Source organism: Mycolicibacter sinensis (assembly GCF_001667375.1).
Taxonomy (GTDB): Bacteria; Actinomycetota; Actinomycetes; order Mycobacteriales; family Mycobacteriaceae; genus Mycobacterium; species Mycobacterium sinense_A.
The window spans coordinates 33,623-49,340 of record NZ_LZIN01000055.1 but is presented as its reverse complement, the minus strand read 5'-3'; the positions used below and the strand labels follow the sequence as shown (position 1 = coordinate 49,340).

Sequence of the window (15,718 nt, the reverse complement as noted above, 5' to 3'; positions counted from 1 at the left end):
TTGTGAGCACCCAACGCGGATACCCCGCCCCCGCCGTCACCGTCACCGACTCGCTGCCCACCGCCGAGGAGGCCGTGCTGATCGTGCCGGTCGTTTCGGCCGGCGACGAGCCGGACGAGTCCGGCGCCGTGGTCGCTGCGACCGAGCCGGCGCTTCCCGCCGAAGCGGTCGCCGAGATCGAGGCGGGGCTGCGGGCGCTCAACGCCAAGGGCGGCAGTGAGCAGGTGAACCGGCTGGTGGTGGCGTCGCTGCCGGTGGCCAGTGTGCTGGCCGTCGGACTGGGTAAGGCCCGCGACTCCTGGCCCGCCGATCTGGTCCGGCGCGCTGCGGGCACGGCGGCACGCTCGCTGAACGGCACCGCCGCGGTGGTCAGCACGCTGGCCGGGTTGCCCGGCGAGCCCGATGAGGATGTGGTGGCCGCCGCCGTCGAGGGTCTGCTGCTGGGCGGCTACCGCTTCACCGCGTTCCGCACCGACAAGACCGCCCCGAAAGATCCGGGGCTGCAAGCCGTCACCGTGGTCTGCGCCGCGGCCGACGCCCAGACGCGCGCGGAGCACGGCGCCGACGTCGCCGCCGCGGTCGCCACCGCGCGGGATTTCGTCAACACCCCGCCGAGTCACCTGTTTCCGGCTGAATTCGCCGAGCGGGCCCGCGCGTTGGGGGAAGCCGCCGGCCTAGAGGTCGAGGTGCTCGACGAGCAGGAACTCACCGACGCCGGCTACGGCGGGGTGATCGGTGTCGGCAAGGGCTCCGCGCGTCCGCCGCGACTGGTGCGGCTGATCCACCGGCCCGCGGAAACAACGTCGCCCAAGCGGGTGGCGCTGGTCGGCAAGGGCATCACCTTCGACACCGGTGGCATCTCGATCAAACCGGCCGCCTCGATGCACCACATGACCTCCGACATGGGCGGGGCCGCTGCGGTAATCGCGACCGTGGTGCTGGCCGCGCGGCGGCGGCTGCCGATCGAGGTGATCGCGACCGTGCCGATGGCCGAGAACATGCCGTCGTCCACTGCGCAGCGTCCCGGCGATGTGCTCACCCAGTACGGCGGCACCACCGTCGAGGTGCTCAACACCGACGCCGAGGGACGGCTGATCCTGGCCGACGCGATCGTGCGGGCGTGTGAGGACGACCCGGACTACCTGATCGAGACGTCGACGCTGACCGGTGCACAAACCGTGGCGCTCGGCTCGCGCACCCCGGGGGTGATGGGCAGCGACGAGTTCCGCGACCGGGTGGCGGCGATCTCGCAGGCCGTCGGCGAGAACGGCTGGCCGATGCCACTGCCCGACGAGCTCAAAGAAGACCTGAAGTCGACGGTCGCCGATCTCGCCAACGTCAGCGGGCAGCGCTTCGCCGGGATGCTGGTCGCCGGGGTGTTCCTGCGTGAGTTCGTGGCCGACGGGGTGGCCTGGGCACACATCGACGTCGCCGGCCCGGCCTACAACACCGCCGGCGCGTGGGGCTACACCGGCAAAGGCGGCACCGGCGTGCCGACCCGGACCATGTTCGCGGTGTTGGAGGACATCGCCGCAAACGGATAACGCCCTGGCGCGAGTCAGGCGCTGTCGTCTGCACTCCCGGTGTGCTGCTCGGGGCGGTACGGGGTTTCCACCCCTTGTTGAAAAGACAGCGCAGCACTTTGAACCAGCATCAACACGGCGAAAACGACGACCCAGAGCCAGGCTTCTGTCGAGCTGAGGTGGGCTGTCACATCGGTTTTCGGCAGCGCCGCCATGGCGCGGACGATCGCCGCAATGATGACGACGGTGCTCAAATACGGAAACGCCGTCCGGATGCGCCCAGCCATGGGCCCGATCGGCGATTCGCTACGCCGTCGTCGGCGGCCGAAAAACCATCCCAGCGCGCAGACGATCCCGACGACCGCCGTGATGGGCAGCGACAGCTGGTTGGCCTGATCCCACAGCGGCTGCAACGGCCGACGCGTCTGCGGATCACCGAGCGAGAGCGCCAAGTCGGTCAACGTCGCTTCGACGAAGAACACCGCAATCGGCGGCACCAGGACCGCCACGATGAACACGCAGTGTCTGATCAGTGTGCCGGCAGCGCCTGACACGAATTGCACGATGGCGTACAGCAGGATGTAGAGCGCGGCCACAAAAGATATGCCGCCCAACAGTTCCGCGGACGTGGCACGCCCGCCGGTCACCGCACAACCCTGTTCGCCCGACAGCAGACTGTATTGCACCGCAGCCAAGAACAGCCCGAGAAATGCGTTCATTAGCGCGACGCCGGTGAGGGTTTCATGCTCGATTTCGCGGGCGTCGGGAACACCATCGGTACGACGCCGATACGCGCGATCCAGCACTAGATTGATGACGACGAACGCGAAACCGGCCAGCAGACCTGCCAGTTGCGCATAGTTACGGGCCACGATCGATATGTCGAAGCCGGTCCACAGCTCACAAGCCTGGGCGATCTGCTCAGCGGGCACCCGCGAGATATTAATGACGCGTCAGCGGCAGCAACGGTTGTTTAGCAGACTGCGTCGGGAACCGCCCGACCGCCACCTCGGTGTGTGCGGGCAATGGCGGAATGACAGGATGGTTTTCGACAGTCCACCTGGGCACCGCCCCTCCTCACCACCGACGTGGTATTCATGGGACGACGTGCAGCGACCGACCGATCGAGGAGTCAACAGCGATGGCGTTCTCAGTCCAAATGCCAGCACTCGGTGAGAGCGTCACCGAAGGAACCGTGACCCGCTGGCTCAAAAAGGAGGGCGACACCGTCGAGGCCGACGAGCCTTTGCTGGAGGTCTCCACCGACAAAGTCGACACCGAGATCCCGGCGCCGGTGTCGGGGGTGCTGACCAAGATCGTCGCCGAGGAGGACACCACGGTCGAGGTCGGTGGCGAATTGGCGCTGATCGGCGACGCCGGCGAAGGCTCCGGAAGTGGCGACGAGCAAGCCCAGCCGGCCGAAGAGCCCGCCGCTGCGGAGCCGGAACCTGCCGCGGAGTCCGAACCGGCTGCGGAGTCCGAACCGGCCGAGCCTGAGCCTGAGCCTGAGCCGGCTGCGTCCAAGCCTGCGGCGACGGAATCGTCCGATGGCGGCACCCCGGTGCTGATGCCCGAGTTGGGCGAATCGGTCACCGAGGGCACCGTGACCCGCTGGCTGAAGCAGGTCGGCGACTCGGTGGAGGTCGACGAACCGCTGGTGGAGGTCTCCACCGACAAGGTCGACACCGAGATCCCCTCGCCGGTGGCCGGCACCCTGCTGTCGATCACCGCCGAAGAGGACGCCACCGTCGAGGTCGGCGGCGAACTGGCCAAGATCGGCTCGGCGTCGCAGGCCGCCCCGAAAGCAGAGCCCGCACCGGCACCCGAGCCGCAGGCCGAACCCAAGCCCGAACCGAAGCCTGAACCCAAGCCCGAGCCGGCAGCGCGGCCCGAACCCAAGCCCGAACCAAAGCCCGAACCCGAAGCCGAGCCCGCGGCAAAGTCCTCCCCCAGCTCCGACGCCACGCCCTACGTCACCCCGCTGGTGCGCAAGCTCGCCACCGACAACAACGTCGACCTGAGCCAGGTCACCGGGACCGGCGTCGGCGGGCGGATCCGCAAGCAGGACGTGCTGGCCGTTGCGGAGAAGCAGGCCGAAAAGCAGAAGGCACCGGCCGCCGAGCGTCCCTCGGCCCCGGCACCCGCGGCAGCCCCGACGCCGGCCCCGGTCTCGGCGCTGGCGCACCTGCGCGGCACCACGGCCAAGGCCAACCGGATCCGGCAGATCACCGCCAAGAAGACCCGCGAATCCCTGCAGGCCACCGCTCAGCTCACCCAGACCCACGAGGTCGACATGACCAAGATCGTGGCGCTGCGGGCCAGAGTCAAAGCCGAATTCGCTGAGCGCGAGGGCGTCAACCTGACCTACCTGCCGTTCATCGCCCGTGCGGTGGTCGACGCGCTCAAGGCACACCCGAACGTCAACGCAAGTTACGACGAAGCCGCCGGTGAGATCACCTACTTCGACGCCGAGCACCTGGGCTTCGCGGTGGACACCGAGCAGGGTCTGTTGTCCCCGGTGATCCACAATGCCGGCGACCTGTCGCTGGCGGGCTTGGCCCGGGCCATCACCGACATCGCCGCCCGGGCGCGGTCGGGCGGCCTCAAACCCGACGAACTGTCCGGGGGCACTTTCACCATCACCAACATCGGCAGCCAGGGCGCGCTGACCGATACCCCGATCCTGGTTCCGCCGCAGGCTGCCATGCTCGGCACCGGCGCCATCGTCAAGCGGCCGCGCGTCGTCGTCGACGAGGCCGGCAACGAGTCGGTCGGGGTCCGGTCGATCTGTTACCTGCCGCTGACCTACGACCACCGCTTGATCGACGGCGCCGACGCCGGCAGGTTCGTGACCACGATCAAGAACCGACTCGAGGAAGGCGCGTTCGAGGCAGAGCTGGGGCTGTAGCGGTCTAGGAGCTTTGGGAAGGACGGCAAGAGGTTTCAGCTGTGGGCAACCCCCTCGTCGCGATCGCCGGGTCGTCCGGGTTGATCGGCTCCGCTCTGGTGTCGGCCCTGCGTGCCGCCGACCATCGGGTGCTTCGTATCGTGCGCCGGGCACCGGCCAACGCCGGGGAGCTGCGCTGGGATCCCGACGCCGGCGACATCGACGTGGACGCCCTGGCCGGGGTCGACGCGGTGGTCAATCTGTGCGGCGTCGGCATCAGTGACCGCCGCTGGTCGGGGGCGTTCAAGCAGACCCTGCGCGACAGCCGGATCACCCCCACCGAAGTGCTGTCGACGGCGGTGGCCGAGGCCCAGGTGCCGGTGCTGATCAACGCCAGCGGGGTCGGCTTCTACGGCGACACCGGCGCCCGCACGGTCGACGAGTCCGCACCGGCCGGCGAGGGGTTTCTGGCCCGGCTCGCACAGGACTGGGAGTCGGCGACCGACACCGCCCGGAACGCCGGCGTCCGGGTGGTGCTGGCCCGCACCGGCCTGGTGCTGGCCCGTTCCGGGGGGCTCCTGGGCCGGCTGCGTCCCCTGTTCTCGCTGGGGCTGGGCACCCGGCTGGGCAGTGGCCGCCAATACATGTCCTGGATCAGCCTCGACGACGAAATCCGGGCGCTGCGGTTCGCGATGGCCGAGTCGGCGATCACCGGCCCGGTCAACCTGACCGGGCCGGCCCCGGTCACCAACGCCGAGTTCACCGCCGCGCTCGGCCGGACGCTGAACCGGCCGGCACCGCTGCTGCTGCCCGGGTTCGCCGCCCGGGCCGCCTTCGGCGAATTTGCCGACGAGGGGCTGCTCGTCGGTCAGCGCGCCATTCCGGCCGCGTTGGAGCAGGCCGGCTTCCAATTCCGGCACAACACCATCGGCCAGGCGCTCGGCTACGCCACCGCCCGCCCTACCCTGCTTTAGCCCCGGGTAGCCTGCGAGCATGAGGTCCATCCGGTCCAGCACCGCGCCGCTGGATGTGCGCCAACTCGGCACCGTCGACTACGGCACCGCTTGGCAGCTGCAGCGTGACCTGGCCGACGCCAGGGTGGCCGGTGGCCCGGACACGCTGTTGCTGTTGGAGCATCCGCCCGTCTACACCGCCGGTCGGCGCACCGAGCCGCAGGAGCGCCCGGTGGACGGCACGCCGGTGGTCGATACCGACCGCGGCGGCAAGATCACCTGGCACGGCCCGGGCCAGCTGGTGGGCTACCCGGTGATCGGCCTCACCGAACCCCTGGACGTGGTCAACTACGTACGGCGCCTTGAGGAAGCACTGATCGAAGTGTGTAACACCTTGGGCCTCAACACCGTTCGGGTCGAGGGCAGGTCCGGCGTGTGGTTGCCCGCCGACGGTGTGCGTCCCACTCGCAAGGTCGCGGCGGTCGGCGTACGGGTGGCCCGCGCGACCACCCTGCACGGGTTCGCCCTCAATTGTGATTGTGACCTCAGTGCGTTCGGCTCGATCGTGCCGTGCGGGATCACCGACGCGGGCGTGACGTCGTTGTCCGCCGAGCTGGGCTTCGTGACCGGCGTGGACGATGTCCGGCGAGCGGTCGCCGGCGCGGTCGTCGACGCGCTCGACGGTGTGCTGCCGGTACGCGACCATCTCGAGCCGCGCGTAACATCGACCCGGTGAGCGCCGTCGGAGAAGGCCGTAGGTTACGCCGTGCTGAGGCACGCAACGCCGAGACGCCGATCGAGCGCAAACCGCCGTGGATCAAGACCCGGGCCCGGATGGGGCCGAATTTCACCGAGCTCAAGGTCTTGGTGAAGCAGGAGAAGCTGCACACGGTGTGCGAGGAGGCGGGCTGCCCCAACATCTACGAATGCTGGGAGGACCGGGAAGCCACCTTCTTGATCGGCGGCGAGGTCTGTACCCGCAACTGCTCGTTCTGCTTGATCAAGTCCGGTAAGCCCCCCGAGCTGGACCGTGACGAGCCGCGCCGGGTGGCCGAGAGCGTGCAGACGATGGGGCTGCGGTACTCGACGGTCACCGGTGTCGCCCGCGACGATCTGCCCGACCAGGGTTCCTGGCTCTACGCCGAGACGGTGCGTGCCATCAAGGCCCTCAACCCGTCAACGGGTGTCGAACTGCTGATCCCGGACTTCGGCGGTCGGCCCGACCTGCTGGGCGAGGTATTCGACTCGCGCCCGGAAGTGCTGGCGCACAACGTCGAAACCGTGCCGCGCATCTTCCGGTTGATCCGGCCGGGCTTCAGCTACCAGCGCAGCCTGAGCGTGTTGACCCAGGCCCGCGACGCCGGGCTGGTCGCCAAGAGCAACCTCATTCTGGGCATGGGCGAGACCGCCGAGGAGATCCGGGAGGCGCTCGCCGCCATTCATGAGGCCGGCGCCGAGCTGGTCACCATCACCCAATACCTGCGCCCCTCCGAGCGGCACCACCCGATCGACCGCTGGGTCAAGCCCGAGGAGTTCGTCGAGCACGCCCGGTATGCCGAGGAGCTCGGGTTCGCCGGGGTGATGTCGGGTCCGCTGGTGCGCTCGTCGTACCGGGCCGGCCGGCTCTACCAACAGGCCATGGCTCGTCGCGCTGAGCTGAACGGGACCGCAGCCCACGGCTGATGGCTCTACGGGCTGCGTATCCTTGGTAGCTATGCCCAGACCGCGCACCTCCGCCGAGAACAAGGCTGCCCGGGCGGCGGCCAAAGCCACCCGCAAAGCAGCCGGCAAAGAGCGCCGCACCCAGCTGTGGCAGGCCTTCCAGCTGCAGCGCAAAGAGGATAAGCGGCTGCTGCCGTACATGATCGGCGCCTTCGTACTGGTTACCGGGGTGACCACCGTGCTGGCGCTCAACGGCGGCACCTTCGCCAAGGTGACGACGATTCCGCTCGGCGTGTTACTGGGTGCGCTGGTGGCGTTCGTGATCTTCGGCCGCCGCGCCCAGCGGTCGGTGTACCGCAAGGCCGAGGGGCAGGCCGGTGCGGCGGCGTGGGCGCTGGACAATCTGCGCGGCAAGTGGCGGGTCACCCCCGGGGTGGCCGCCACCGGCCAGCTCGACGCGGTGCACCGGGTGATCGGACGGCCGGGCGTCATCTTTGTCGCCGAGGGCTCGGCCTCCCGGCTCAAACCACTGCTCGCCCAAGAGAAGAAACGCACCGCCCGGCTGGTCGGGGACGTTCCGATCTACGACGTGGTGGTGGGTACCGGTGACGGCGAGGTTCCGCTGGCCAAGCTGGAACGTTTCCTGACCAAACTCCCGGCCAACATCTCGGCCAAGCAGATGGATTCTCTGGAATCGCGGCTGGCCGCGCTGGGTTCGCGGACCGGAACCGCGGCGATGCCGAAGGGTCCGATGCCGCCTGGGGCGAAGATGCGCGGTGTGCAGCGCGCGGTGCGCCGACGTTAGCGGCTGCGCACCACGGCGGTCGCCGTTGCCCGGTCTTGCAGGCCGCGGCCGTCGGCGTCGGTGAACAGCGCCGGGACCACCAGCGCGATCAGCAGTCCGCGGACCACGGCGCGCACGATCCCGACTCCCGGGCCGGCGCCGTCCACCGGCATCACCCGCAGCCCGCAGGCGTACTGGCCCGGGGTGAAGCCGAACAACCGCAGCGCGGCCGCCCCGAGCACCACCCAGATGGCCAGCACCGCGGTCGCCAGCAGTTCCTGGCTCACCACGCCCAGCGCCACGCCCAGGCCGGCGATCCCGTAGGCCACCAGCCAGTCGACGACCAGGGCCAGCACCCGACGCCCGGCCGAGGCCAGCGAGCCGGGGCCGCTGGGCGGTAGACCCAGGGCCTCCCCCGGGGCGCTGTCGGAGGGCTGCGGTCCGGCCGACTCCGGCCCGGACAGCCACGATGAGAAGGTGCGACTCATGCCCCTACGATAAGCGGGTTGGAACCCGACCCGGCTTCGGCGGGTCCTGCCGTCGTTGCGTAACCTCAGCAGCGGCAACCCCGGGTCCGACCGGGGCTACCAGCGGAGGAGAACACTTCTGTGACCGACAAGACGGCCGACGACATCCTCAAACTCGTGGCCGATGAGAACGTGGAGTACATCGACATCCAGTTCTGCGACTTGCCGGGCATGATGCAGCATTTGACGATTCCGGCGTCCACGCTCGACTCGAGCGTGTTCGAGGACGGGTTGGCCTTCGACGGTTCCTCGATCCGCGGCTTCCAGTCCATCCACGAGTCGGACATGATGCTGCTGCCGGACTTCTCCACCGCGCAGATCGATCCGTTCCGGGCGGCCAAGACCCTCAATCTGAACTTCTTTGTGCACGACCCGTTCACCCGCGAGCCCTATTCGCGCGACCCGCGCAACGTCGCCCGCAAAGCCGAGAGCTACCTCACCAGTACCGGCATCGCCGACACCGCCTACTTCGGCGCCGAAGCCGAGTTCTACATCTTCGACTCGGTGAGCTTCGACTCGCAGATGAATAGCACCTTCTATGAGGTCGACTCCGATTCGGGCTGGTGGAACACCGGCTCGCCGACCGAGATCGGCGGCGGTGTCAACCGCGGCTACAAGACCCGCCCGAAGGGCGGCTACTTCCCGGTGGCGCCCAACGACCATTACGTCGACCTGCGCGACGCCATGACCACCAATCTCGCCAACGCCGGCCTGACCCTGGAGCGCGGACACCACGAGTGCGGTTCCGGCGGGCAGGCCGAGATCAACTACCGGTTCAACACGCTGCTGCACGCCGCCGACGACCTGATGTTGTTCAAATACATCATCAAGAACACGGCGTGGGCGCACGGCAAGACCGTCACCTTCATGCCCAAACCACTCTTCGGGGATAACGGCTCGGGCATGCACGTGCACCTGTCGCTGTGGAAGGACGGCGATCCGCTGTTCTACGACGAGGCCGGCTACGCCGGGCTGTCGGACATGGCGCGGCACTGCATCGGCGGCATCCTGCACCACGCCCCGTCGCTGTTGGCGTTCACCAACCCGACCATCAACTCCTACAAGCGCTTGGTGCCGCACTACGAGGCGCCGATCAACCTGGTCTACAGCCAGCGCAACCGCTCAGCGTGCGTGCGCATCCCGATCACCGGCACCAACCCGAAGGCCAAGCGGCTGGAGTTCCGCTGCCCGGACTCCTCGGGCAACCCCTATCTGGCCTTCGCGGCGATGCTGATGGCCTGCATCGACGGAGTCAAGAACAAGATCGAGCCGGCCGCCCCGGTCGACAAGGACCTCTACGAGCTGCCGCCGGATGAGGCCGCCGACATCCCGCAGGCCCCGGCCAGCTGGCCCAGGTGATGGACAACCTGGAAGCCGATCACGAATACCTCACCGAGGGCGGCGTTTTCACCCCGGATCTGATCGAGAACTGGATCCGCTACAAGCGGGACCATGAGATCACGCCGATCAATCTGCGCCCGCACCCCTACGAGTTCGCGCTGTACTACGACTGCTGAGTCGGCACGCTCAGAACGCGAAGTTGACGAGGTCCGACGCATCCATCGCGTCGTCGAAGAGGCTGCCGATCCACACGACCGGTACGGACGCGATCGCCGCCGGGATCAGCTGGAAGAAGTCGACTCCGATTATCTGGAGTTGAGCCGACATCGCATCCGATAGCGAGCCGTCTGCGATCGCCGTCTCGAACGCTTGGGTGGCGCTGAGCATGGAATCGCTGGCGTTCTCCCACTGCTGGTTGAGCGGCGCGAAGAACAGCTGATCAATCAAATCCGACATGGAGCCGGAGTGCGTGAGGATGCTGGATTCGGCAGGGATGAGCTTGTCGTCCAATATGTCCACCGCCTTGTCCATGATGCCGATCTGGCGATGGAGTGTCTCAACCGCGGACAGCAAGTCGCCGGACAGATCCGAGCTGTCTATCCCGGTGAGGACGTCTTTGGCGTCGAGAAAATTCGTGCCGGCGATGATCAACATGTCGGTCGAATCGGCGCTGCTGCCGGCGACGGCAATACCGGCGAGTTGATCGGCGACATCGGCGTGGGCGCCGCCCGCCCCGAGTGTCAAGGCAACCGCGACGGTCGCGCCGATCAAGCCAGCTCCAACACCACAGCGGTGGACGCGACCAGACATCTCCCATGCCCCCTCTTTTGTGCCGAACCCGCCGATACGCTTCAGCCGCCCCGACATGAACGTTTCCAAAGAAAAACCATAACAGATTTTCGGAACAATTCACTGTTTTCCGAACCGGCCGATTGCTTCGGTTGTCCACAGTTGCGTTTCGTCCACCTTTGGGTCTTTTACCCGGCCCGTGGTCCGGACGGTGTGTCCCGGGGGCTCAATCCACCCGGTCACGCGCCCAGGCCGGCAAGATGAACACGCCTTCGGCCTCGACCGTGACCCCGGAGGCGTCGGCGATATGACCCCGGGCGTAGGTCTTGATGCGCTCCCGCCGGTACACCGAGGCCTCCGCGCGCAGCGGCCCCAGTGGTGTCCCGCGCAGGTACTTCACCGTGATGGTGCCGGTAAACAGCGGCTTGGTCAGCCCACCGCTGGCCGCCTCACCGAGCAGATGGTCGAGCACCAGCGCGCTCACGCCGCCGTGGACCAGCGACGGCGGACCCTCGTACGCCGCGCCGAGATGAAAGTCGCTCCAGCAGTGACCGTCCTCGCCGTGCTGGATGACCAGCGGCGGGGCGATCGGATTGCGCAGACCCACCACGGCGTTGCCCCACGCCAGCGGCCGCCCGTCGACGACGTAACGCAATCCCGGTGACTCGCTGAGGATCCCGGCATGCAGCCGCTCGGTCAGCTGACGCACCCCAGTGGTCACCTCCCGGATGGTGGAGTCGTCGGCCTGGGTGCGGATGGTGGCATCGATCAGCTCACGGACCGCCTGCGCCAGCGGCCCGTAGCGCTGGGAAAGCAGCGCGCTCTCGTCGGCGCTGATCGTGGGCACGTCCGAGCCCGGTCCGAAATCCACCACAGATGTTCTCCTCTAATCTCCGAAAACCTTGCGCGTCACGGCCTTCGCCCGGCGCGTCACCCGCAGGTAGTTGTCCAGGAACTCACCGCCGTCACCGTCGGGCCAGCCGGCGGCCACCGCGACCGCGTTGAGCGCGCGCCCTGCTCCGGGCAGCTGGTCGGTGGGTTTGCCGCGAACCAGCACCAGCGCGTTGCGGGCCCGGGTCGCGGTCAGCCAGGCCTGCCGCAGCCGGTCCACGGCGTCCTCCTCGAGCAGCCCGGCCGCGGCGATGGCGTCCAGGGTCTCCAGCGTCGACGTGTTGTGCAGCGCCGGGACCCGGTGGGCGTGGCGCAGCTGAAGCAGCTGCACGGTCCACTCGACGTCGGCCAGCCCGCCCCGGCCCAGCTTGGTGTGCGTGTTGGGGTCTGCGCCCCGCGGCAGCCGTTCGGCGTCGACGCGCGCCTTGACCCGGCGGATCTCGCGCACCGCATCGCCGGACACCCCGCCGGCCGGGTATCGGGTCTCGTCGACCATCAGCAGAAAGCGCTGGCCCAGTTCCGCATCGCCGGCGACCCAGTGCGCCCGCAGCAACGCCTGGATCTCCCAGGGCTGCGCCCACTGCTCGTAATAGGCGGCATAAGAGGCCAGGGTGCGCACCGGTGGGCCGGTGCGGCCCTCCGGCCGCAGGTTGATGTCGACCTGCAGCGGAGGGTCGGCACTGACGGTACCCAGCAGCGCCCGGACCTGTTCGGCGATCGAGGTCGCCCAGCGCACGGCGTCGGCGTCGCTCACTTTGTCGGCGGCCTCGCAGACGAACATCACGTCGGCGTCCGAGCCGTAACCCAGTTCGCGACCGCCGAGCCGGCCCATGCCGATGACGGCGATGCGCGCCGGTGCCGACTCGCCCTCGTCGCCGGGCAGATTGACCCGGATGATCGCGTCCAGGCTGGCCTGCAGCACCGCCACCCACACCGCGGTCAGCGCCCGGCAGACGTCGCGGACCTCGAGCATGCCGAGCAGGTCCGCCGAGGCGATGCGGGCCAATTCGTGGCGGCGCAGGCTGCGCGCGGCGGCGATCGCGCGAACCGGGTCGGCGTAGCGGGCCGCCGACGCGATCAATGCCCGCGCCACCGCGTCCGGTTCGGAGTCGAGCAGCTTCGGTCCGGTCGGGCCGTCGCCATAGGCCTGGATGACGTCGGGCGCGCGCATCAACAGTTCCGGGATGTACGCCGAGGTGCCCAGCACCCGCATCAACCGCTTGGCAACCGCGCTGCTGTCGCGCAACGTGCTCAAATACCAGCGGTGGCTGGCCATCGCCTCGCTGAGCCGGCGGTAGGCCAGCAGGCCGGCGTCGGGATTGGGCGTGTCCGACAGCCAGTACAGCAGCTTGGGCAGCAGCACCGTCTGCACGCGGCCGCGGCGGCCGCTCTGATTGGTCAGCGCCGCCAGATGCGTCAGGGCGTTCTGCGGCGCCTCGTAACCCAGCGCGGCCAGCTGTCGTTCGGCGGCGCCGGGGGTCAGGCCGCCGGCCAGCTCCAGGCCCGCAGGGCCGACCGCTTCCAGCAGCGGTTGGTAGAACAGCTTGGCGTGCAGCCGCGATACCCGCATGTTCTGGGCTTTGAGCTCCTCGCGCAGCACACCCAGCGCGTCGTGACGACCGTCCGGCCGGACGTGGGCGGCGCGGGCCAGCCAGCGCAACGCTTCGTCGTCGTCGGGCGGCGGCAGCATGTGGGTGCGCTTGAGCCGCTGCAGCTGCAGCCGGTGTTCGAGCAGCCGGAGGAATTCATACGACGAGGTCAGGGTCGCCGAGTCCTCCCGGCCGATGTAACCGCCGGCGCCGAGTGCGGCCAGGGCGTCGACGGTCGACGCCACGTGTAACGACTCGTCGCTGCGGCCGTGCACCAGCTGCAGCAGTTGCACCGCGAACTCCACGTCGCGCAGCCCCCCGGGGCCGAGCTTGATCTCGCGCTCCCGGATCTCGGCGGGAACCAGTTGCGCCACCCGGCGGCGCATTGCTTGGACGTCGGCGACGAAATCCTCACGCTCGCAGGCCGTCCAGACCATCGGCAGCAGCGCGTCGACGTAGGCTCGGCCCAGTTCGGCGTCACCGGCGGCCGGGCGCGCCTTGAGCAGCGCCTGAAACTCCCAGGTCTTGGCCCAGCGCTGGTAGTAGGCGATGTGCGACTCCAAGGTCCGTACCAGCGTGCCGTGCCGGCCCTCCGGGCGCAGCCCGGCATCCACTTCGAAGAACGCCTCGCCGGCCACGTGCATCAGTTCGCCGGCGACCCGGCTGCTCACCGAGTCCGCCTCCTCAGCGACGAAGATGACGTCGACATCGCTGACATAATTCAGTTCCCGCGCACCGCATTTGCCCATCGCGATCACGGCCAGCCGCGGCACGGCGGCGGCGTCGTGGGTGCCGCACACCGTCCTCTCGGCCACTTGCAGCGCAGCTCCCAGCGCAGCGTCGGCCAGGTCGGACAGGTGCGCACCGACGGTCACGAACGGCAGTTCCGGCAGGCTCTCGATAGCCGGCGCCAGATCCAGCGCCGCCAGCACCAGCAGCCGGTCGCGATACAGCGCCCGCAGCCCCTCGACGTAGGCGCCGTCGGTGATCTCGGCGACGCGCTCGGCGAACATGGCGCGCAGCGCATCCGCCGACGGCAGGGTCAGCGTGTAGTCGTCGGTGCCCTGTGGGCTCGCCAGCAGCTTCCAGGACTGCGGGTGGGCGATCAGGTGATCCCCCAGCGCCAAGGAGGACCCCAGTATCCCGAATAACCGCCCGCGCAGACCGCGATCGGCCAGCAGCGCCGCGCTCAGCTCGTCCCAATCGATTCCCGGCGCCTCCGACAGCCGGACCAGCGTGCGCAGCGCGACATCGGCGTCGGGGGCTCGCGACAGCGCCCAGAGCACGTCGACGGTCGGTTGATTGTAGGAGCTGTACCAGCCCAGATGGGTCAGGTCCGCCGCGGCGTAGCGGTCGACCAAACCGAGCCTCCCGACGCTGGGCAGCTTGCGGCGCTGCGCTCCGGGGTAGGTCACGACCGTCCGGGTCAGAGGGCCAGGTAGTTCTGCAGCTCGTAGGGGGTCACATGGCTGCGGTAGTTCGCCCACTCCTGGCGCTTGTTACGCAGGAAGAAGTCGAAAACCTGCTCCCCCAACGCCTCTGCGACCAGCTCGGAGTTCTCCATCTCGCCCAGGGCGCGCTCCAAGGTGCCGGGCAGTTCACGGTAGCCCATCGCGCGGCGCTCTTCGGGCGTCAGCGCCCACACGTTGTCCTCGGCCTCCGGGCCCAGTTCGTAGCCCTTCTCGACTCCGCGCAGGCCGGCGGCCAGCAGCACCGCGAACGTCAGGTAGGGGTTGCACGCCGAGTCCGGGCTGCGCACCTCGACGCGCCGCGACGAGGTCTTGTGCGGGCTGTACATCGGTACCCGCACCAGCGCTGAGCGGTTGGACGCACCCCAGGACGCCGCGGTGGGCGCTTCCCCGCCGTGGATCAGCCGCTTGTAGGAGTTGACCCACTGGTTGGTGACGGCACTGATCTCATTGGCGTGCTCGAGAATTCCGGCGATGAACGACTTGGCAGTCGCCGACAGCTGCAAGGGGTCGTCGGGACTGTGGAAGGCGTTGACCTCCCCCTCGAACAGGCTCATGTGGGTGTGCATGGCCGAACCGGCGTGCTCCCGGAACGGCTTGGGCATGAACGACGCCCGCACCCCTTCCTTGAGCGCGATCTCCTTGATCAGGTAGCGGAACGTCATCACGTTGTCGGCCATCGACAGCGCGTCGGCGTAGCGCAGGTCGATCTCCTGCTGGCCCGGCGCGTTCTCGTGGTGGCTGTACTCCACCGAGATGCCCATGGTCTCCAGCGCCTCGATCGCATGCCGGCGGAAGTTGGCGGCCGAGCCGTGGACCGCCTGGTCGAAATAGCCGGCGTCGTCGGCCGGAACCGGTGTCGTCCCGTCGTAGGGGCCGGGCTCGAGCAGGAAGAACTCGATCTCGGGATGCACGTAGCAGGCGAAGCCCAGCTCACCGGCCTTGGCCAGCTGCCGGCGCAGCACATGCCGTGACGACGCCCAGGCCGGGGAGCCGTCGGGCATGGTGATGTCGCAGAACATCCGGGCCGAGTACTGCCGGCCGTTGTCCGAGGTCCATGGCAGCAACTGGAACGTGGAGGGATCGGGGTGGGCGACCATGTCCGATTCGAAGACCCGGGCGAAGCCCTCGATGGCCGAGCCGTCGAAGCCCACGCCCTCTTCGAACGCGCCCTCGAGCTCGGCCGGCGCGATCGCGACCGACTTCAGGTATCCGAGGACGTCGGTGAACCAGAGCCGGACGAAGCGGATGTCGCGTTCCTCCAGCGTGCGGAGCACAAACTCCTTCTGACGGTCCATACCGC

General features: G+C 68.6%; 12 protein-coding genes and 1 pseudogene. 7 read left to right on the top strand and 6 right to left on the bottom strand.

The genetic code is table 11. The features are described 5' to 3' along the window. Positions 1–2: 2 nt before the first annotated feature. Positions 3–1,544: a leucyl aminopeptidase gene (locus A5771_RS11305; RefSeq protein WP_064855305.1), complete on the top strand. Its 1,542-nt coding sequence runs from the start codon at positions 3–5 to the stop codon at positions 1,542–1,544. A gap of 14 nt (positions 1,545–1,558) precedes the next feature. Here the strand turns inward: A5771_RS11305 and A5771_RS11300 are convergent, their stop codons facing one another. Next, a complete protein-coding gene (locus tag A5771_RS11300; RefSeq protein ID WP_064855304.1) occupies positions 1,559–2,455 on the bottom strand; it encodes a hypothetical protein in 897 nt (298 codons plus the stop codon). Positions 2,456–2,664: 209 nt separating this feature from the next. Between A5771_RS11300 and sucB the strand changes: the two genes are divergently transcribed. From sucB to A5771_RS11275, 5 genes are read left to right on the top strand one after another with little or no spacing between them, the layout of a single operon-like run. Continuing rightward, positions 2,665–4,431, top strand: a complete 1,767-nt coding sequence (sucB, locus tag A5771_RS11295; protein WP_064855303.1) for a 2-oxoglutarate dehydrogenase, E2 component, dihydrolipoamide succinyltransferase — start codon at positions 2,665–2,667, stop codon at positions 4,429–4,431. A 41-nt stretch (positions 4,432–4,472) separates the two neighbouring features. After that, positions 4,473–5,384, top strand: coding sequence for a TIGR01777 family oxidoreductase (locus tag A5771_RS11290; RefSeq protein WP_064855302.1), 912 nt, complete (start codon positions 4,473–4,475; stop codon positions 5,382–5,384). Between the two features lie 19 nt (positions 5,385–5,403). After that, entirely contained in the window at positions 5,404–6,099 is a 696-nt protein-coding gene (lipB, locus tag A5771_RS11285; protein WP_064855301.1) for a lipoyl(octanoyl) transferase LipB, read from the top strand. Then, complete coding sequence (locus A5771_RS11280) at positions 6,087–7,046, top strand: lipoyl synthase (RefSeq protein WP_165606095.1); 960 nt, start codon at positions 6,087–6,089, stop codon at positions 7,044–7,046. The genes lipB and A5771_RS11280 overlap by 13 nt, the downstream gene beginning before the upstream one ends. A gap of 31 nt (positions 7,047–7,077) precedes the next feature. Then, complete coding sequence (locus A5771_RS11275; RefSeq protein ID WP_064855299.1) at positions 7,078–7,830, top strand: DUF4191 domain-containing protein; 753 nt, start codon at positions 7,078–7,080, stop codon at positions 7,828–7,830. Here the strand turns inward: A5771_RS11275 and A5771_RS11270 are convergent. Next, entirely contained in the window at positions 7,827–8,297 is a 471-nt protein-coding gene (locus tag A5771_RS11270; protein ID WP_064855298.1) for an RDD family protein, read from the bottom strand. The genes A5771_RS11275 and A5771_RS11270 overlap by 4 nt on opposite strands. Before the next feature lie 120 nt (positions 8,298–8,417). Between A5771_RS11270 and glnA (A5771_RS11265) the strand changes: the two are divergent. Continuing rightward, positions 8,418–9,853: pseudogene (gene glnA, locus A5771_RS11265) on the top strand (type I glutamate--ammonia ligase). A gap of 10 nt (positions 9,854–9,863) precedes the next feature. On the opposite strand, the gene A5771_RS11260 reads toward glnA (A5771_RS11265), so the two are convergent. From A5771_RS11260 to glnA (A5771_RS11245), 4 genes are all read right to left on the bottom strand, one after another. After that, positions 9,864–10,556: a hypothetical protein gene (locus A5771_RS11260; protein ID WP_234783029.1), complete on the bottom strand. Its 693-nt coding sequence runs from the start codon at positions 10,554–10,556 to the stop codon at positions 9,864–9,866. Positions 10,557–10,692: 136 nt separating this feature from the next. Next, a complete protein-coding gene (locus A5771_RS11255) occupies positions 10,693–11,337 on the bottom strand; it encodes a PaaI family thioesterase (protein ID WP_082947187.1) in 645 nt (214 codons plus the stop codon). A gap of 15 nt (positions 11,338–11,352) precedes the next feature. Next, a complete protein-coding gene (locus A5771_RS11250) occupies positions 11,353–14,376 on the bottom strand; it encodes a bifunctional [glutamine synthetase] adenylyltransferase/[glutamine synthetase]-adenylyl-L-tyrosine phosphorylase (protein ID WP_064855330.1) in 3,024 nt (1,007 codons plus the stop codon). Then, entirely contained in the window at positions 14,373–15,713 is a 1,341-nt protein-coding gene (glnA, locus tag A5771_RS11245; RefSeq protein ID WP_064855329.1) for a type I glutamate--ammonia ligase, read from the bottom strand. The genes A5771_RS11250 and glnA (A5771_RS11245) overlap by 4 nt, the downstream gene beginning before the upstream one ends. Positions 15,714–15,718: the final 5 nt, after the last annotated feature.